This is a genomic window from Segetibacter koreensis DSM 18137, assembly GCF_000374045.1.
Taxonomy (GTDB): domain Bacteria; phylum Bacteroidota; class Bacteroidia; order Chitinophagales; family Chitinophagaceae; genus Segetibacter; species Segetibacter koreensis.
On record NZ_KB893315.1, the window covers coordinates 334,789 to 354,791 of the forward strand.

At 37.0% G+C, this 20,003-nt stretch carries 9 protein-coding genes; 6 read left to right on the top strand and 3 right to left on the bottom strand.

What is annotated here, in order from left to right; genetic code table 11:
• Positions 1–738 precede the first annotated feature (738 nt).
• The 4 genes from B154_RS0104060 (at position 739) to B154_RS0104075 (ending at position 7,340) form a co-directional block, all read left to right on the top strand.
• A complete protein-coding gene (locus tag B154_RS0104060; protein ID WP_026259945.1) occupies positions 739–3,498 on the top strand; it encodes a substrate-binding domain-containing protein in 2,760 nt (919 codons plus the stop codon).
• Between the two features lie 227 nt (positions 3,499–3,725).
• The gene (locus B154_RS0104065) at positions 3,726–4,154 is read left to right on the top strand and encodes a c-type cytochrome (RefSeq protein ID WP_018612047.1); all 429 of its coding nucleotides are present in this window, start codon (positions 3,726–3,728) and stop codon (positions 4,152–4,154) included.
• Between the two features lie 96 nt (positions 4,155–4,250).
• Entirely contained in the window at positions 4,251–5,018 is a 768-nt protein-coding gene (locus tag B154_RS0104070; protein WP_018612048.1) for a ThuA domain-containing protein, read from the top strand.
• Positions 5,019–5,039: 21 nt separating this feature from the next.
• On the top strand, positions 5,040–7,340 hold the full coding sequence (locus tag B154_RS0104075; RefSeq protein WP_018612049.1) for a DUF7133 domain-containing protein: 2,301 nt from the start codon (positions 5,040–5,042) through the stop codon (positions 7,338–7,340).
• Positions 7,341–7,598: 258 nt separating this feature from the next.
• Here the strand turns inward: B154_RS0104075 and B154_RS31775 are convergent, their stop codons facing one another.
• Positions 7,599–8,378: a response regulator transcription factor gene (locus B154_RS31775; RefSeq protein ID WP_026259946.1), complete on the bottom strand. Its 780-nt coding sequence runs from the start codon at positions 8,376–8,378 to the stop codon at positions 7,599–7,601.
• A 2-nt stretch (positions 8,379–8,380) separates the two neighbouring features.
• Positions 8,381–11,575, bottom strand: coding sequence for a ligand-binding sensor domain-containing protein (locus tag B154_RS27635; protein ID WP_033411093.1), 3,195 nt, complete (start codon positions 11,573–11,575; stop codon positions 8,381–8,383).
• Between the two features lie 422 nt (positions 11,576–11,997).
• Here B154_RS27635 and B154_RS0104090 point away from each other — a divergent pair, with 422 nt between their 5' ends.
• Entirely contained in the window at positions 11,998–15,201 is a 3,204-nt protein-coding gene (locus tag B154_RS0104090) for a SusC/RagA family TonB-linked outer membrane protein (RefSeq protein WP_018612050.1), read from the top strand.
• Between the two features lie 26 nt (positions 15,202–15,227).
• Positions 15,228–17,024: a RagB/SusD family nutrient uptake outer membrane protein gene (locus B154_RS0104095; protein ID WP_018612051.1), complete on the top strand. Its 1,797-nt coding sequence runs from the start codon at positions 15,228–15,230 to the stop codon at positions 17,022–17,024.
• A 163-nt stretch (positions 17,025–17,187) separates the two neighbouring features.
• On the opposite strand, the gene B154_RS0104100 is transcribed toward B154_RS0104095, so the two are convergent.
• Positions 17,188–19,830 (bottom strand): MGH1-like glycoside hydrolase domain-containing protein, encoded by a 2,643-nt coding sequence (locus tag B154_RS0104100; RefSeq protein ID WP_245542542.1) that lies wholly within the window; start codon positions 19,828–19,830, stop codon positions 17,188–17,190.
• Positions 19,831–20,003: the final 173 nt, after the last annotated feature.

The following is a 20,003-nucleotide window of genomic DNA, read 5'->3' on the forward strand; positions in this document are numbered from 1 at the left end:
CTATTGTTTTATTATTTCTACCGGAGACTCGATAGGTTTAGAGTAGAGTGACTTAATGCGTAGGTACGCAATGAAATCCGTCGAACATCTTTGACATTCTTTCCGGACGACCAAAGAATTCAAAACTTCGATTAATGTGTTTTAAAAGGTATTTTTTTGTTGGACGTAAAAGCTGCGAAGCGCACAGAAACAGCACTGCCAGTAAGAGATCAAAGAATAAAAAAAGGTTTTCTTTCACGTTATTAATAAGCATGAAGAATAAAAAAGACATTGAGGCGGCGAAAACTAAATAAGTAAAAGTTTTTAGGGTCTTAGTTATTGAACCTGTAACATTGACAGTGCTAAAACCTTCTAAAAGACTATAAAAAATACTTTCTGTCCTTAGGGGAGACATTCCTCTTTCTTTCATATAGCAAGCGATTTGAAAGCAAAGTATAGTATTGCCCGAAATACAAATTGCGTTTTTGTTTCAAATGTTATTTTTTTCTAAAAAGATTATAAATCAGAATAAATTCCTATACAATAATTATTTACAATTTTAAAAAAAATAATATTTAAAAAAACATTTTTGAATTTGTAACATACTTTTTAGAAATCGTTCCATTAAAGGGAATTAAAGTAATGCTGTAATAGACCACCGTCTTCCTAAATTTTTAATTTTGACTTAACAGCACATAAATTTGTTAACTTGCATATCACCGCGCCTTAAACCACAACGATTGCTAAGTTGATGCTAATATGTCATTCTCAAAAAAATACTACACTTCATTTTGGATAATCTTATTATTTTTTATTTCCGGATGTAATCTCCAAAGCGCACACAAACGATACCTGATAGGATTTTCCCAATGTGTGGAGTCTGACGCATGGAGAAAAACGATGCTGGAAGAAATGAAAAGGGAGTTGTCGTTTCATCCGGAAGCCAAATTAATTTACCGGCAGGCAGACGGGAATAGCCAAAAGCAGATAGACCAGGTAAAAGAACTTTTAAGTCAAAGGGTAGATATTTTAATAATTTCTCCAAACGAAGCAGATCCCCTCACTCCTATTGTTGAGGAGGCTTTCAATACCGGCACCCCTGTTATAGTTGTAGACAGAAAGATTTCTTCGACACTATTTACTGCTTATGTAGGAGGCGATAATTACCAGATCGGTAAAATGGCAGGAGAATATGCAGCGAGTCTTTTAAAAGGAAAAGGAAATATTATTGAAATAACAGGTTTACCCAAATCAACTCCTGCAATAGAACGCGATAGTGGATTTGTTGATGCCTTTAAAAACTACCCTGGCTTACGGATAGTAAAAAAGGTAAATGGTGAATGGTATAAGCAAAAAGCAAAAGAAGAACTTTCTAAAATAGTTGATAGTTATCCTGATGTCAATTTAGTTTTTGCTCACAATGATATGATGGCGTATTCGGCTTACGAGGTGTATAAAAGTAAAGGATCGCCAAAACCACAAATCATTGGAGTAGATGGTTTGCCATGCAACGGATGCGGGATGCAGTTTGTTTCAGATAAATTAATAACTGCTACGATGCTGTACCCTACAGGTGGAGAGGAAGCTATACGAATAGCTTTACAAATCTTAAACAAAGAAAATTTTAAAAAAGATAACATCTTAAAAACTACCGTTCTTGATTCTACCAACGTACGAATTATGCAGTTGCAGGCAACTAAAGTGATGAGCCAGCAACAATCGATTGAACGGCAAAAAGAAATGCTCGAAGAACAGGGGCGCATTTACAGAAACCAGCGAACATTTTTATATATCGTTGTTTCAATACTTGTGCTTGCTCTTTTCTTAGGAGGAATAACGTTTTATTCATTGCGCGAAAACCGGAAGATCAATAAAAAACTGCAATTGCAGAACCTGGAAATTTCTGACCAGAAAAATCAATTGGAAGAAATGTCTGCAAAAGCGCAAGCTGCTAATGAAGCAAAAGTAGCCTTCTTCACAAATATCTCTCACGAATTCAGAACTCCATTAACCTTAATACTCGGGCCGTTAGAAGAATTATTATTAAATAACAAAAATCAATACAATCAAATTCAAAACCTCAATCTGATTCATAAAAATGTTATTCGGCTTCTTAGGTTGATTAATCAATTAATGGATTTCAGAAAAATTGAAGTCGACAAAATGCGATTAAGGGCTTCTGAAAATGATATAGTTGCTTTTGTATCAGATATTTTACAATCTTATAAAAGCATAGCGCAAAAGAGAAATATTGACCTTAGAATGTTTACAAACGAAAGAAAATTAGATGTTTGGTTTGATGTAAATATGTTAGACAAGGTCATATTTAATCTTTTGTCAAATGCGTTTAAGTTTACGAAAGATAATGGATATATACATGTGTATGTCAACAAAAGCGAAAACGGCAGGGAGGCAATTATAAAAGTAGAGGATAATGGTATTGGTATGTCAGAGAATGTTGTTAAAAGCGCTTTCGACCTGTTCTTTCAGGGTGAGTATGATAATTACAAAGGGTCGGGGTTGGGACTTGCTTTATCAAAAGATCTGATAAAACTGCACAAAGGATCAATAACAGTAGTTAGCGAAAAGTGGAAAGGAACAACCTTTGAAATACACCTGTCACTGGGAAATGGGCATTTAGAAAAAGAGGATATGACAGAAATTGAAGTAGTTCCTTCTGTATTGTACGAGGATGAAAAAGTGTATACATTAGACCTGGGAGCAGAGCAGGTTGTAAAAAATGAAATTGAAGGAATTAAAAAAAATAAAGAATATTCAATACTTATAATAGAAGACAATGCAGAACTAAGAAGTTTTCTTAAAAATAAATTACAATCAGAATATGAAATATTAGAAGCAGAAAATGGCCAATCAGCTTTGCAGGAAGCTTTTAACACCGTTCCGGATTTGATAATTTGTGATGTTGTTATCCCTGGAAAAGATGGTTTAACTTTAGTCAACATTATTAAAACTGATATTAGAACTTCTCACATTCCTATTATCTTATTAACCGGCCAAACAAATATTGAACACCAGATAGAAGGTATGAAAACGATGGCTGATGTATATATTACCAAGCCATTTAATGTTCAATTTTTAGAACACACCATTAAAAGTTTGCTATCTAACAGGGCAATGCTAAAGGAGCATTTTACATCGGAATTGCCGGCGAATCTTAAAACACAAACTCTTGGCAAACTCGACAAAAAGTTTGTAAGCGAGTTTACATCGCTTGTAGAAAGCAACCTTTCTAATGAAGAATTTAGTGTTGAAGATATTTGCAGAAGCGTGGGTGTTTCAAGGGTTCAATTATATAGAAAGGTAAAAGCTTTGTTGAACTTAAATGTTAATGACTACATTTTAAACACAAGGCTTCAAAAAGCAAAATATCTTTTACAACATGAAGAATTAAGCATAAGTGAAATTGCTTATAAAGTCGGCTTTTCATCGCCTGCTTATTTCTCAACTGTTTTTAAATCTAAGTTTGGAGTTACGCCCAAAGCATTTAAAGAAAGGTAAACTTTCATTTGCTTTTACTTCTCACGATTGTTTTCTGAACGGGAACAACGTAATTAACACAAAGCAGGTAAGAAGTTTTTAACGGTTTAAAGGCTTTGAGACAATTAGTTTAAATTATGAAACAAGTAATTTTTAAAATTATTAAAAATTAATGTGACTTTTATAGAAGATTGATCTATGATAGAGCGACAAGTTCTATCACCCGAATAAAATCAATAAAAAGCCATATGAAAAAAGCGTTGATTATTTTATGCACTTTGGTAATTGCATTTTCAGGTCATTATTATTCTTTTTCACAAAAGCAAATTAAAAAACCTGCAGCAAGGACTGCTGCTAAAACCGTATCTGCTAAGGCTGGCTCTTCTTCGTCAAAAAGCAATTCTTCAAAAGCCGAAATAGAACAAGGTAAAGAGCTGATATCCAAATCAGATTGCCTTGCCTGCCATCAATTACAGGTAAAGGTAGTTGGTCCTGCCTATAGCGCGGTAGCGGAAAAATATGCGGCAACAGATGCAAACATCAACATGTTGTCAGAAAAAATTATAAAGGGTGGAAGTGGTGTATGGGGTCCTGTAGCAATGACTCCTCATCCCTCTGTTACTGCCGCCGATACAAAGAAAATGGTAAAGTATATTCTTTCTTTAAAAGCTAAGTAAAGAATGCTTTTAAAATTTCGGCACTCACAATTGCCGGCAGAATAAATAAAAAAATAAGAGGATGATAAAAACAAGTAAAAAAATTGGTATACAAATATGAAAAAAAAACTTCTGCAAGTATTCCGCATTCTTCTTGTGATAATCACCGTATTTATAAGCGGACATGTTTCAGCAAAACAAAAAAAAGTACTGGTTTTTAGTAAAACGGCCGCCTTTCGCCATGGTTCAGCTATTGAAGCAGGGAAAAAGGCAATACAACAGCTTGGAAATTCAAATAACTTTCTGGTGGATGAAACCGAAAATGCCGAAGTGTTTACTGCTGACAATTTAAAACAATATGCTGCTGTCATTTTTTTATGTACTACCGGCGACGTTTTAAACGACCAGCAGCAACAGGCGTTTGAGCAATTTATCAAAGCCGGAGGTGGATATGTAGGCTTACATTCTGCAGCAGATACAGAATATGACTGGCCTTGGTTTGGTGAGCTAAATGGGGCATATTTCAAAAATCATCCTAAGCAGCAAGAGGCAATTTTTAATATTGTTGACCCTAACAATATCGCAACTGCCCACCTACCTAAAGTATGGAAACGCTTTGATGAGTTATACAATTTTAAGTGGATCGGAACAGATTTGCATGTATTGATTACTATTGACGAAAACAGTTACACCGGCGGCGAAAATGGAGAGAATCATCCTATGAGCTGGTATCACGAATTTGACGGTGGCCGCTCTTTCTACACCGCTCTGGGTCATGATGAAAAATCTTATAAAGACCCTTTGTATCTGCAACACATACTGGGCGGTATTAAATATGTTTTAGGAGCAAACCCCGAGATAAAACCTGGCTCTTCAAAAAAATAATAAACATTTTTATATAATTACATGAAAAGAATATTTTCAATCTTAGGCCTCTTTGCGTTTTCTATGCTTCTTTATAAGTGTACGGTAACAAGAACAACCTCGCAAAACAAAAGCGGCAACCCATATCCCAGTCGAGAGTTTAATCCGACACCATCTGTTGCTTACTTAACTCCGGAAGAAACTCTTAAAACATTTAACCTGCCCAAAGGTTATCATTTGGAACTTGTAGCAAGCGAACCTATGATAAAAGAACCTGTGGCTATTGCGTGGGATGGAAATGCGAGAATGTACGTCGCAGAAATGCTTACGTACATGCAAGACGCGGATGCAACCGACGAACGCTTAAATAAGAGCAGGATAATGTTATTGGAAGATACTGATAATGATGGTAAAATGGATAAGAGCAGTGTATTCATTGACAGTCTTCTGCTTCCGAGAATGATATTATGTATAAATCATGAACTTCTTGTAAATGAAACCAATACTATAACTATCACAAGCTATAAAGACACAAATGGGGATGGAAAAGCTGATGAAAAAAGAATTGTGTATGAAAAAGAGGGTTATACTGTAAGCGATGCCAACATGGAGCACCAAAGAAGCGGATTAGACTGGAACCTTGATAACTTTATTTATATAACGTATGATCCGATAAGGTTTCGCTACTCAAATGGAATGTTGAGGGCAGATTCGATTCCAAGCGGTACAGGTGGACAATGGGGAGTAACACATGACAACTATGGTCGTTTATTCCTTTCAAGCGCGGGTGGGGAAAGCCCGATGGTAAGATCGCAAATAAATCCGGCCTATGGTCCTCTTGATTTGCCTGACCAGTTTAGTCCCGAATTCCAACAGGTATGGCCTATTATTGCCACTCCTGATGTTCAGGGGGGTCTGGCCAGGTTACGTCCTGACAGTACACTAAATCATTTTACAGCTTCTTGTGGCCAATCCATTTACAGGGGAAATACCCTTCCCGAAGATCTCGTTGGAGATTATCTTGTATGTGAACCTGTTGCAAGAGCTATCCGCCGTGCAAAAGTTATCAATTTAAAAGGAAAGACAATTATTCAGAATGCTTATTACCGACAGGAATTTATTGCTTCTACAGATATGAATTTCAGGCCCGTTAATACCTACACAGGCCCTGATGGAAATCTTTATATTGTAGATATGCACCGTGGTATTATTCAGCAAGGTAACTGGACAAAGCCGGGAACCTTTCTTCGCAAAGCGATTGAGGCTAAGGGCCTTGATAAAAATACAGGTCACGGTCGAATTTACCGTTTGGTGTATGACGGATATAAACAAGAGGCAAAGCCGCAAATGTTAAATGAGTCTGCCAGCAAACTGGTGACTTATTTAGACCATAAAAATGGATGGTGGAGAGATAACGCCCAGAAACAAATTATTATTTTGGGAGATAAATCTGTGGTTCCCACTTTAAAACAAATAGTAGCAGGGAAACAGGCGACTTTGTTAGAAAAACCTTCAGCTCTTGCAAGAATACACGCTCTATGGACTCTTGAGGGGCTGGATGCAATAGATAAGGATATTTTGTACACAGCAATGAAGGATGAAAATATGCAGGTAAGAAAAGCTGCTGTTTGGATAAGTGAAGCGTTTATTAAAAAGGATGATGAGGAAATGATAGGAAGGCTTGCAGAACTGGAAAACGACGCGAGCTATGACGTTCGGTTACAATTGCTATTATCATTGTATAACAGTAAATCTAAAAAGGCGCAGGCAATTGCACAAGAGCTACAGGTTAAAAATGCGGACAACGATATGTTTGCATCAGCGCGAAAAGCGATGGATAAAAATACTGATGTAAAGACCTACGGTTTGCGTCTTGCATTTATGCCTGAAGATGAAAGAAAAATGATATTGCGCGGATCTGCAACCTTTTCTTCACTTTGCGTAACATGCCACGGACCTAATGGTAAAGGAATAGCAGTTGCCGGAACCTCTGATTTTGCCGCTCCACCTCTTGCCGGCGCTTCAAAGCGGCTGGGAGGAGATAAGAATACCCTGGTAAAGATCATATTACATGGTTTAACCGGGCCGGTAGATGGTAAAACATATCCTTCTATAATGCCTTCATTGGGAGCGAACTCAGATGACTGGGTTGCTTCAGTAGTAAATTATGTACGGTTTGAATTCGGAAAGGTAAGTGGCCGCCGTAGACCTACTGATTCCATCGCTCCATTTGTGACACCTGTCGAAGTAAAGCTATTAAGGGAACAAAATGCATCAAGGACTAAACCGTGGACTTTGGATGAACTTGAAAAGAAAGACGTTATTTCCCAGGTCAGTAATTAGAGTAAATCGTCGTAAATTGAAATTAAATTACATGAAATACAATCCGCACCGGTTTGCTTTTGCTACATAGCCAGGAAACCGGTGCTTGATAAACTTTGAAATTAAAGTTCTGGCTACTGTTCGATAATGATGTATAAAGAAACGCTCAATAAAGAATCTACGGTACAAGTGAGTGACACAACAACAGACGCACAGACACATGGTGCTGGTTACAAAACTTCCAGTTAGCAGAAGGAGCCTCTATTTTATTTAGTTATTTTAATTAAACTTTACTCTATCTTTTAATTTATTTCTCACATATTCGGAAGGTGTCATTCCAAACTGTTTTTGAAAAGTTTTAGCAAAAACAGTTTGAGAAGTATAACCTACTATTTCAGATATTTGATTAATACTATGTTCACCTTCCACCAGTAATTCGGCAGCCTTTTTTAACCGGGTTATATTAATAATTTCATTAGGAGTCACATTTGAAATTTCTTTAATTTTTCTATATAAGGTAGGCCGGCTCATGTTCATTAATTTTGCGACCTGAACCACATCCAAATGAACATTTTCTATATTTTCATTAATAATATCGTTTAATTGCCGGAGAAAATTTTCATCTGCTTTTGTGTAAGCCAAACCTTTTATATGTACAAGCGGTGAACTAGCGAAGTACTCTTTAATTTTATTACGACTGAGAAGCAGATTTGAAATCTGCAGCTGCAAATGTTGGGGAGAAAAAGGCTTTTCGATATAGGCATCAGCCCCTATTTCGAGCCCTACAATTTTTGACTGAAAAGTATTTTTTGAAGTCAGCAAAATAACAGGAATATGGCTATATTCAAAGTTTGTTTTTATTTTCTCACACAATTCATAACCGTCCATTCCGGGCATCATTATATCGGTAATTACGAGCTGAACCGGTTCTCTTTGTAAAACATTTAATGCTTCCTGGCCATCAAATGCTTTAATAGTAGCATAATCTTCGTCGAGGAAATCAGCAATAAATTCGAGGATTTCCACATTGTCGTCGACTATTAAAATTACTGGTTTCATTATCACAATTTTTTTGAAAGCTGTCTACTCGTAATTTTTATAGATTCCTCTTGATATACCGGTAATTTCAGTACAAAAACGTTCAGATTGCCTTCTGGTCGCTTTAACTTGAGAGTACCTTTATGTAATGCCGTAAGTGTTAGCGAAAGAGCAAGACCTATTCCTGTTCCCTGCTGGTTTTCACTTTCCCTCAGCCTGTAAAAGGTCTCAAATATTTTGTCCTTCATCTCATACGGAATAAGGTGGCCATCATTCGCTATTTCAATAGCAAAATCTTTGTCGTCTTTTTTAGCAGCCAACAGGCGTACCTCAACTTTATTTTCAGCATATTTTATTGCATTACTAAAAAGATTGCACAATATTTTATTAATTGCTTCAGTATCTATATTAGCATACAAATGTTTTTCCTGAATATCAATAGTATAGCTCAGTTTTTTTTGTTCTGCTATAAGCTTAAATCTTACGTAAACATCCTCCAATATTTTAGAAACGTCTTCTTCTACAAAATTAAGACTAAACCCTTTTGTTTCTACTTTCCGAAAATCTAGTAACTGGTTAGTTAGCTCGACTAAACGATCGATGTTTCGGTCCATGATTGAGAGGTATTTTTTAATTTCCGGAACCTTATGCGCTTTTTCTATCACAAATTCCATAGGTCCCTTAATTAATGTAAGTGGCGTTCGTATTTCATGCGTTATGTTAGTAAAAAATTCAAACTTAGCATGGTAAATTTCTTTTTCCTGCTCGTGTTTAAAATGTTCTAGCGCTCTTCTGTTTTTTTCTTTTATTTTTCTTTTATAACTATAAATAATAAATGCAATAATTATTGTCGCTATTACTGTATAGAACAGGTAAGCCCACCATGTTCGCCAAACCGGAGGTACAATTTGTACGACCAGTTTAGTTTCCACTGCATTCCAGATATCGCCACTTGTAGAAGCTTTCACTTTAAATGTATAAGTACCCGGCGACAACTCTGTGAAATATGCTTTTCGTTTTGTTTTAAGATAAGTCCAGTCTTTGTCTACACCTTCCATTTTGTAAGCATATTCTGTCTTTTCAGGAGATGTAAAACTTAACGCTGCAAAGTCGATGCTAAACGATGATTGGTTATAGCTGATTTTAATCTTATCGATAAAAGAAAGTGACGTATTTAATGGAGAACCTTTTTGATTTATATCGATCTCCTTGTCATAAATTTGGAAACCGGTAATATAGACAGGAGGTCTGTACGCATTTTTTATAAATTCAGCCGGATTAAAGCTTATAAGTCCTTTTACGCTGCCAAAATACATTCTGCCCGTAGAGTCTTTGTAGCCTGAATTATTACTAAATTGATCGCTAAGTAAACCGTTTGACGTTGTATAAACGGTGATTTTTTCGGTGGCAGGATCAAAATTAACCAAGCCTTTGGATGTAGAAAACCATAAAGCTTTCTTATCATCTTCAAGAATTTTAAAGATAGAATTACCGGGCAAACCATTTTTTGTTGTGTACCTCCTGAAAGTTTTATCAATCCGGTTAAAGCGGCAAAGGCCACCACCTTCGGTGGCAAACCACAGGTTTTTATTGCTGTCTTCAAAAATATCGTTTACAATATTGCTTCCTAAGCTATTCTCATTTTTGTCTTCATACCTGAGGTTTCCGTGTTGTTTTGTTTTTTCATTGTAGTAATACACACCATTTCCTTTTGTACCGACCCATAAAGTACCTTCTGCATCTTCCAGTATTGAATAAATAAAAACATTTTCGGGAATTTCAGGAACAGTAGTAAAATGTTCATTTTTATCATTGTAAGTGTACAAGCCCAAAAGAGTGCCTATTAAAATTTGTCCTGATCGTGTTCGATAAAAGGTTTCAATGAAATTATTTTTTAAGGAGTTGGGTGTGGCGCCGGCATTATAATGTTTTACAACAGTTCCTTTTGCAATGTCCAATATATCTAAGCCGTGCTGATAAGTGCCGATCCAAAGTTTGTCATCGACAGCTAATAAGCCAAAAATAGTTGAAAACGAAAGATTATTTTTGTTGCCGGTTGGAAAGTAATGGGTAAAAACATCTTTTTCAGCATCAAATTTATTTAATCCGGCATCCTCAGTTCCGATCCAAAAATGGTTGTGCTGGTCTTTTACTATTTCGCGGACTACATTTCCACTTATTGAATTTTCTCCTGTCTTTGGAAAGTACTTTTTGAAAGAGGAATATTGTTTTGGATAATAATTAATTCCCCCGAAATAGGTGCCGGCCCAAATACCACCTTCCCTGTCTTTACATAAGGTATGTACAGCATCATCAGAAATTGAGTAAGGATCGTTATAATGTTTCCTGATGTTTGTTATTCTTTCAGTCTTTATATTATAAATAAAAATGCCAAAATCAGTAGCGATCCAGTAAGTGGTGTCTGACTGTTGTACAAAATCATGCGCTAATACTTCTGTCTTATCAGAATAATGGGTTATAATGTCTTTGTATTTTCCTGTTGAGATATCAAAAATTTTTGCTCCCTGAGATGATGTTCCAATTAAAATTGAACCTCTCCCTGTAGCGAAAACTTTTTCAATTCTCTTCGATGTTGAAGGTCTCGATCTGTCAAACACGTTGTAGCTGGTAAAACGATCGTTGAGAAAATCATATCTTGATATACACCCATTGGAAGAAGAAATCCAGATTGCACCATCCGGAGTAGAACAAATAGATGTTGCATCAAAAATATCTTTTTGATCATATTTTCGAAATGCCCCTGTTTTCTCTTTGTATTTAAAAAGTTTTAAATCCGATATAAACCAGATATTGCCCTGGACGTCTTTATATATACTTCTGATTATCCCTGTAAATTTTGGATTTACAAGACTCAAGTTTTCAGTCGTCTCATCATATTTATACAATCCTTTGTCAGTTCCTACCCATATCGCGTTATTATTATCCTCATAAAGGGTATAAATAAAATTGAAAGCTAAACTTGAAATAGCATCAGCACCATTGTGAAAGACTTTAAAAGTATATCCGTCAAATCTGTTTAAACCGTCTTTTGTTCCAAACCACAAAAACCCTTTTTTGTCTTGTAAACTACAAAAGACAGTATTGCTCGAAAGCCCGTTCTCAACCTGGTAGTGCCTGAAATAATACTCTTGTGCGGAAAGAGCATTTATCAGAATTAGAAAATGTATTAAGGCAAGTGATATTATTTTCTTCAGCAAATCAGGCAAGTTATCAGGTAGATAATTAATACAGTCGGGTGTAAATAACAAGTGCTACAATATACAAAAATCGCCTGTAAAATTCTTAAAATAATTAAGAACGATATTGAAAAAAGTAAAAAAAGCAGCAAAAAATGTAGTGTTTTTACATTTAAAATAATTCACATTTGAGACAAATAGTTGAAATTTCAAGAAAGCGATTTGACATTAATCCCAAAAAATAATGGTTTCTTTAACAAAATGTTTTGTTTCCCTAAATCCTTTTTTTAAAAACAAATAATTATGGATCCTTAATATTCTACATTTTAATTGAAACACCTATAATAATTCAACTTTAAAACCTCCGACTTGCTCATTACAAGCTTTTGACTTGCTCTCTTTTTCAATAGCGATAATCGCTTTGATTGCTTAAATTAATACATATGAAAAAATATTCACTTCTTCCTTCCCGGTTGCAGGAAAACTTTTTATTTCCTAAGCTTTTTACCGATAATTCTTGTGGAAAAAAGATTATGCAAACAGCCATAATTTTACTACTTTTTTTAACTGCCTCTACAGTAGCATTTGCTGCTACACCAATAAGTGGCTCTGTTACCGACGCCCAGGGTGCATCGCTGGCTGGTGTAAGCATCAATCTTAAGGGTTCAACTATTGGAACAACTACCAATGCGGAGGGAAAATTTACCCTCAATATCCCAAATAAAGGAACACTCGTTTTTACGTATGTTGGTTACGAAACGCAGGAAATTGCAGTAAATAACCAGACAGTTTTTAAAATCAGGTTGGTTCAAAATGTAAGATCTTTAAACGATGTGGTAGTTGTGGGCTATGGAACACAAAAGCGGCTGGCCGTGACAGGGGCAGTTTCTACTGTAAAAGGTAATCAACTTGCCGAAACACCGGTTTCTAATATTTCTAATTCAATTGCCGGGCGGATTGCAGGCGTAAGCATGCGGCCCAACGGTGGGCAACCCGGTTCAGATGCAGCAGACATTCACATAAGAGGTATCGGAACTACGGGCAATAATCAACCGTTAATTGTGGTTGATGGGGTTATAAGAAGCAATATTAACCAGATTGATCCAAGTACTATTGACGCAGTAACGGTTTTAAAAGATGCCGCAGCTGTAGCCCCTTATGGATTAGGAGGAGCTAATGGGGTAATTCTGATTACTACAAAAAAGGGCAGAAATGGTGAACCTACTTTAACCTTAAATTCTTATTATGGTACCCAAACTCCTACCTATTATCCCAAGCTGTTAGGTGCGCAGGATTATATGAGATTGAAGAATGAAGCATATTTAAATGAAAACCCAACTGGGGTTAATGCGCCTTTTGCAACAGACCTGGTAGAAAACTATATTTCTTTACATGCAAAAGATCCCGACAAATACCCTATAAGCAATACCAAAGATTTAGTAAAAATGCATGCCCCAATGCAGAATTATAATTTACAGCTAAGTGGCGGGTCGGGAAAAATAAAATATTTTACAGGGTTGGGATATTATAAACAGGATGGAATGTTTGACCCTGTAAAATACACCCGCTATAATTATAACATGAGCCTTGAGGCACAGGCTACTAAAACTACTACTGTGTCACTTTCCCTGATCGGTTCGGTAGAAAATACGCAATCTGTTGACGCTGCAGTTTCGGCAGGTAATCTTTTCCGTAATGGCTTTAAATATATACCCATTCAAAGCTTATATTACAGCAATGGCCTTTGGGGTGAATTTGCCGGTAATTCTCCCGTAGGAGTACTGAAGGCCGGTTATGCACGAAATGTCAACAATACATTACTTACAACTCTTGCCGTAGAACAAAAGTTACCTTTTATCAAAGGATTAAGTTTAAAAGGAACATTCAGCTACGATCCTAATCAAAGAACAGGTAAAAACTGGCATACTCCGTTTTATTATTATACTCAGAATACTTCAACAACTCCATATACTTATAACAGGGAAATTTCGACTTCTGAAGGAGGTGCTGCAGCTTATACCTGGCTGAGCCAGGATTATACTAAAAATCAGACTTTTACTTACCAGGGCTTTCTAAATTATCATAACACCTTTGGTAAACACGATTTTACAGGGTTAATTGTTGCTGAAGCACGGAATAATACTTTTGAAACCTTTTCTGCCCGCCGTAATAATTTTGCTCTCAACATAGATGAATTAACATTAGGAAGTTCGAATAAGAATGATTTCGATAACAGTGGCATCTCATCAACCGGTAGCCAGATTGGTTACGTGTACAGAGTAGGGTACAGTTATGACGGGAAATACCTGTTTGAAGCATCAGGCCGTTATGACGGGCATTATTATTTCGCTCCGGGTAAAAGGTGGGGCTACTTTCCAGCGTTTTCAGCAGGATGGGTACTGTCACAAGAAGACTTCTTCAATAAAGCCCTGCCCTTTTTCGATAATTTCAAACTTCGCGGCTCCTGGGGTAAATCTGGTAATCTTACCGGTACCGCTTTTCAATACTTACCTGGTTATAATGTTTATGGCAATGCTTACGCTTTTAGTCTCGGAAACATGGTTCAGGGTTCTTTTAACCCAAGAGAAGCAAACCCTAATATTACCTGGGAAGTAGCTACAAAAACAGATATAGGTTTTGAAAGCAGCTTATGGAAAGGTCTGCTGACCGTTGAAGCAGATTATTTTCATGAAAAAAGAGAGGGAATGTTATTGCCGCCGGCTGTAAGCGTTCCTGTTGAATATGGTTTACCTCTTGCTGATCAGAATGCGGGCATTATGCAAAGCAGTGGCTTTGAGTTTAGCGTTGGTAATTCGAAAAAATTTGCAAACGGTCTTCGAATAGGCATTAATGCAAACTTTAGCTATGCTAAAAATAAAATGATCCAGGTTTTTGAAACTGCTGCTACCCGCAATAGTCCAAATCGTAGCAGAACAGGCAGACCTTTAGGTACTCCGTTTGGCTATCATGCCCTTGGATTGTTTAGTACTGCCGATGATAAAAACGGGGATGGAGTTATTAATGCCGACGATGGGTACAATATCACACAATTTGGTGTTCTTCACCCCGGAGATATTAAATATGCCGATCTCGGAGGCAGCCCCGATGGTAAACCTGACGGTAAAATCAATTCATCAGATGAAACTGTAATAGGTAATCCTGTTTATCCTTTAACGACTTATGGCATCAGTCCCTACGCATCGTGGAAGGGATTTGATATTAGTTTGTTTTTCCAGGGTTCTGCGCAATCGAGTCTTGATATAAGACAATTTCAGACCATTCCATTCAACAATAATAATAGTAACTCCAGTTATGAATATTACAATAACCATTGGACACCTACTACGCCAAATGCCAGGTATCCAAGAGCTACACAGGCTCCTTACGCAAATAATACACAGGCTTCTGACTTCTGGATGGCAAATACAGGATACGTAAGACTAAAGAATGCAAACCTGGGATATACGCTTCCAAGAAGTGCAATGCAATTATTAAAAATACAGGCTGTGAGATTTTATGTCTCAGGTCAAAATCTTCTGACAATAAGCAAACTTAAATTTATGGATCCTGAAGTTGGTTATACTGATCGTGAGACTGCATACCCTAACCAAAAGGTGTATACAGTAGGGTTGGATATAACTTTCTAATATAGTAAACGATAATAAGATACATTATGAATAATACAATTAATATAAAACAGATCACTTATAAACTTTTCTTAGGACTTTTCCTGGCAACACTTTTTTCATGTAAAAAAGATTTTCTTGAAAATACCGATAAGACAAGATTGACCGATGTGAGTCAGTGGGCATCGGAAGGGAACGCTGATATTTTTCTAAATGATATTTATGCTGATCTTTCTAATAAATGGAACTCTCCAAATAACCTTGATAATTATACAGATGATAACGATGCGGGTTTTTATTGGCTGTCATATGCATGGAGACAAGGCATTGTAGATCCGACTGTTAATGGTGGCGCTCCCATGGGAAATAATACTGACAATGCTGTTAACTATGCAAACTGGGCTGCGGGCTACCTTAAAATAAGAGAATGCAATGTTTTCATACAGAAATTAAAAGAGAACTCCTCTAATTTTTCAGATGCTTACCTGCAAAAAAGACTTGATGAAGCCAGGTTTTTAAGAGCTTATTTTTACAGCGAGTTATTTATGCATTTAGGTGGGCTGCCAATCATTACAAATGTGTTAGACAGAGGCACTATGGACAGTACTAAAATTTATAATGCCAGGAATACATTTGAGCAAACATTTAATTTTATAACGTCTGAGTTAGATACTGTCGTTAATAATAATACGTTACCCGTTAAATATAAAAACGGAGATAATGACGCGGGGCGCGCAACATTAGGAGCTGCACTTGCATTGAAAGGATGGCTTGAGCTGTATGCGGCAAGTCCTGCATTTAATGCTCCTACACCTGCTTCCGGAACGGATCCTAATAAACTTGCCGGCTTTGGTAACTTCGATGCTGCACGATGGGCAAAAGCAGCAGCTACAAATAAAAAGTTTATGGATTTGTACGGTGGCACTTACAGCTTGTTTCCAGATCTAAATTCCTTATGGTGGGAGAAAAATGAATATAATTCTGAAGTCATCTGGGACCGGCAGGTAGTTCCCATTATTATGGGTTCAAATTACGAACAATACGGTGGACCGGTATGGATAAACGGGGTATATTATACTTGGGGTAATTACGATCCTACACAGGAACTGGTTGACCAGTTTGCCATGGCCAATGGAAAACCTATTTCCGATCCAACATCCGGCTACGATCCTCAAAACCCTTATCTAGGGCGCGAAAAAAGATTTTACGATTTTATTGTTTATGATGGCGCAATTTATAAACAGGACTGGATGGAGAAGCCAGATACCATTTATACCCGTATTGATAAAGTTCACCCATCAAAAAACCAGATTGATTTCGGTACTGACGATGTAGGGAACACGGGTTATTATTTTAAAAAGAAGATCAATCCGCTAAAACCAAGAGGAGGCGCTGCAAGCGGTGAGAATTATGTATACTATCGCTATGCTGAAGTTTTATTAAATTATGCTGAAGCTCAAAATGAAGCAGCCGGTCCTGATGCTTCTGTTTATGATGCAATTAACAAAATCAGGAGTCGCTCAAATTTACCTGCCCTTCCCGCTGGTTTAAGCCAGTCACAAATGCGTGCTGCCATATACCGGGAACGGAGAGTTGAACTTTGCTTTGAAGCTAAAAGATTTTACGACATCATCCGTTGGAAAATTGGCGAAGATGTGTTGAACAAAGATTTACACGGTATGAAGATCACTAATTCATCACCAACTGATAATAGCGGTAAATGGATATACGAGGTTGTCGGGTTGAACCATCCACACGTGTTTTCTCAAAAAATGTATTTAAACCCCGTTCCGCAAACGGTAATTGACCAAAATAAAAAAATAATTCAGAACCCGGGTTATTAATGCATAAAGCTGAATGTACCAATTAAATGAGCTGCTGAAAAGGCAGCTCATTTTTAGCTTTATATAGTACGTTTTTCAGGTAATGTCATTTAAATGGATTTACCTGGAGTTATAATTGAGTGATTAATGATGAAAAGGAACAGCAAAGCAGTGGAAGGATAACTCATGTAAGTTGAATTTTTCTTTCATGTAATTCACTGATTAGTTGTGCAACCAATGATGTCCATCCTGTTTGGTGGCTTGCCCCAAGACCATTTCCATCATCACCATGAAAATACTCATAAAATAATACAAGGTGCTCATTACCCGGCTGTTCATAAAACCAGTTATACTTTCCATGCAGTCGTCGTTTTTGCTGTGAATCTTTCTCAAACAAACTGACTACACGACGAGTTAATTCATCGGCTACCTGTTGTAAGTTCATTTGCTTTCCAGAACCCACAGGGCACTCTACAAGTAAACTATCACCATAAAATTCGCCATACTTCCGTATAGATTGAATGATCAAATAGTTGATTGGAACCCACACCGGCCCCCTCCAGTTAGAATTGCCTCCAAAAAGGTTTGATGTAGAATCTCCGGGATCGTATTGAATAGTGTAATCAACATTATCAATTGTAACGGAATAAGGATCGTTTTCATGGTATTTTGATAAAGCCCTGATTCCGCCGGGAGAAAGAAATTCATCTTCATTTAGTAAGCGCTCCAGTATATTTTTTAGTTTCTCCTGTTGTACAAGCGACAGCAGGGTTTTTTCGCCGCCTGTATGTTCTTCATTCGGCCAAAACCGTTTGTTCTTAATACGATATTTTTCGAGCCATGTACTTCTCTTTTTAAAATCAGGAAGATGGTCAAACACTTTGTTTTCAATAATTGCAACAGCAAAAAGGGTGGTAAGTCCAACAATAGATTGTATGCGTAGTTGAATAGGGTGAGAATGAAATACAGTGAGGGAGTCGTAAAAAAACTTATCCTCATCATTCCACAATCCGTGTTGATTTAGCGCCTCAGCTATTAATACAAAATGTTCAAAAAATTTGGTAGCAGTATCCTCAAATGACTTATCGTGCATAGAAATTTCTAACGCCATTTCCATCATGTTAAGCGCATACATACCCATCCAACTTGTTCCATCAGCCTGCTCGAGACGCATTTCTCCCGGCATTTCAATACTCCTGTTAAAAACTCCGATATTATCCAGTCCAAGAAAACCTCCCTGAAATATGTTATTTCCAGCGGCATCCTTTCTATTTATCCACCACGTAAAATTGATAATAAGTTTATGAAAAATCTTTTTAAGGAATAAAACATCTCCCTCACCTTTCATTGATTTTTCAACCCGGTATACCTGCAATGCTGCCCATGCATGTACGGGCGGATTAACATCACTAAAGTGCCACTCATAAGCAGGCAACTGCCCATCGGGTTTCATATACCACTCGCGCATAATCAACAGCAATTGATGCTTTGCAAACTCAGGATCTAAACGCGCCATGGGTATGCAATGAAATGCAAGATCCCATGCGGCATACCATGGATATTCCCACTTGTCAGGCATTAAAATAATATCCTGATTTTTGAGGTGTTTCCATTCATTATTACGGCCGGACAACTTGCCAGGATTTACTTCTGTGATGCCATCGCCAGTGCTAAGCCATCGCTCAACATCATAATGGTAATATTGTTTGCTCCACAACAGTCCCGCCATTGCTTGCCGCTGTATGCCTAGCATTTCCTCACTAATATCAGAAGAAAGTATGGCTTTATAAAAGTCATCTGCTTCAGCTTTTCGTTTTGTGAATATATTTTCAAATTCTTTCTCAAAAGGTTTCTTTAATTCTTTATTGCATAATCTCAGGTAAATGGTTTTTGTTTCTCCACCATCAATGTCGTAGTTATAGACAGGTGCGAACTTGGTTCCCGATTTTTTTTTCCGAAGAGCCGCAACATGCTTCTTTTTAACAATGGCATTGTGAAAGGCATCCTTTACAAAAGGAGTGGCATTTCGTATTCCTTTTATGACTTCTGTATTGGTTTCATTTTCGGTAAACATAGAAACCTTTGCAGGCTGAAAATATAAGTAATAAGAACCCATTTTTTCATGGGATGCTTTCACCGACGTTTTATTATTCCTGGTAATAACAGGTTTCTCTGCCAGCTGGCGGTTGCTTAAGCGGTTATAAAACCATAAGGTTGGAAGTACAGTAATGTTTGCACTTTTAGAATAGCGATTATGAATATTTATTTTGATATAAATGTCCTCTGAGTCTTGCTTTGCATAGGTTACCGTAACATCAAAGTATTGATTGTCGTTAAAAATACCTGTATCCAATATTTCGTATTCAGGCTCATCTTTAGAACGACTTCGGTTTTCTGATTTTAGATCTTCGTAAGGAAATTCCTGTTGCGGATATTTATACAAATATTCCATGTAGAAGTGGGATGGAATATTATCAATATAATAATACAACTCCTTCACATCTTCCCCATGATTACCCTCGTTATTCCCCAAGCCAAAAAGTCTTTCTTTTAGTATAGGATCCTTACCGTTCCATAGGGCTACTGCAAAGCATAGATTTTGAAAATAATCCGATATGCCCCCGAGTCCATCTTCCCCCCATAAATATGCTCTGCTGTGCGCATGATCATACGGAAAGTAATTCCATGCATCCCCGTACATGCTGTAGTCTTCGCGGACAGTTCCCCATTGCCGCTCGCTCAGGTAAGGGCCCCATTGTTCCAGCGGAATTTCTTTGATGGCATTTTCTGCTAACCGCTTATGTTCTGCTGTCATAATGTTTTTCATAGAGAAACGTTAATATCCTTCTATTTCTTCAATAGAATTTCAGATTTATGCTTCTGCATGAAGAATAGTAACCCAACTTTTATTGTCTTTTTAATTTAGCCTCAGTTACTCCCAACATTACTTCCGGCAAAAAACAATGGGTTATCTATCTGTTCATCTTAAATTATAAAACA

Coding starts and splice junctions, on each gene's coding strand:
- B154_RS0104060 (WP_026259945.1), top strand. CDS start 739: ATGTCATTCTCAAAAAAATACTACACTTCATTTTGGATAATCTTATTA.
- B154_RS0104065 (WP_018612047.1), top strand. CDS start 3,726: ATGAAAAAAGCGTTGATTATTTTATGCACTTTGGTAATTGCATTTTCA.
- B154_RS0104070 (WP_018612048.1), top strand. CDS start 4,251: ATGAAAAAAAAACTTCTGCAAGTATTCCGCATTCTTCTTGTGATAATC.
- B154_RS0104075 (WP_018612049.1), top strand. CDS start 5,040: ATGAAAAGAATATTTTCAATCTTAGGCCTCTTTGCGTTTTCTATGCTT.
- B154_RS31775 (WP_026259946.1), bottom strand. CDS start 8,378: ATGAAACCAGTAATTTTAATAGTCGACGACAATGTGGAAATCCTCGAA.
- B154_RS0104090 (WP_018612050.1), top strand. CDS start 11,998: ATGAAAAAATATTCACTTCTTCCTTCCCGGTTGCAGGAAAACTTTTTA.
- B154_RS0104095 (WP_018612051.1), top strand. CDS start 15,228: ATGAATAATACAATTAATATAAAACAGATCACTTATAAACTTTTCTTA.
- B154_RS0104100 (WP_245542542.1), bottom strand. CDS start 19,830: ATGAAAAACATTATGACAGCAGAACATAAGCGGTTAGCAGAAAATGCC.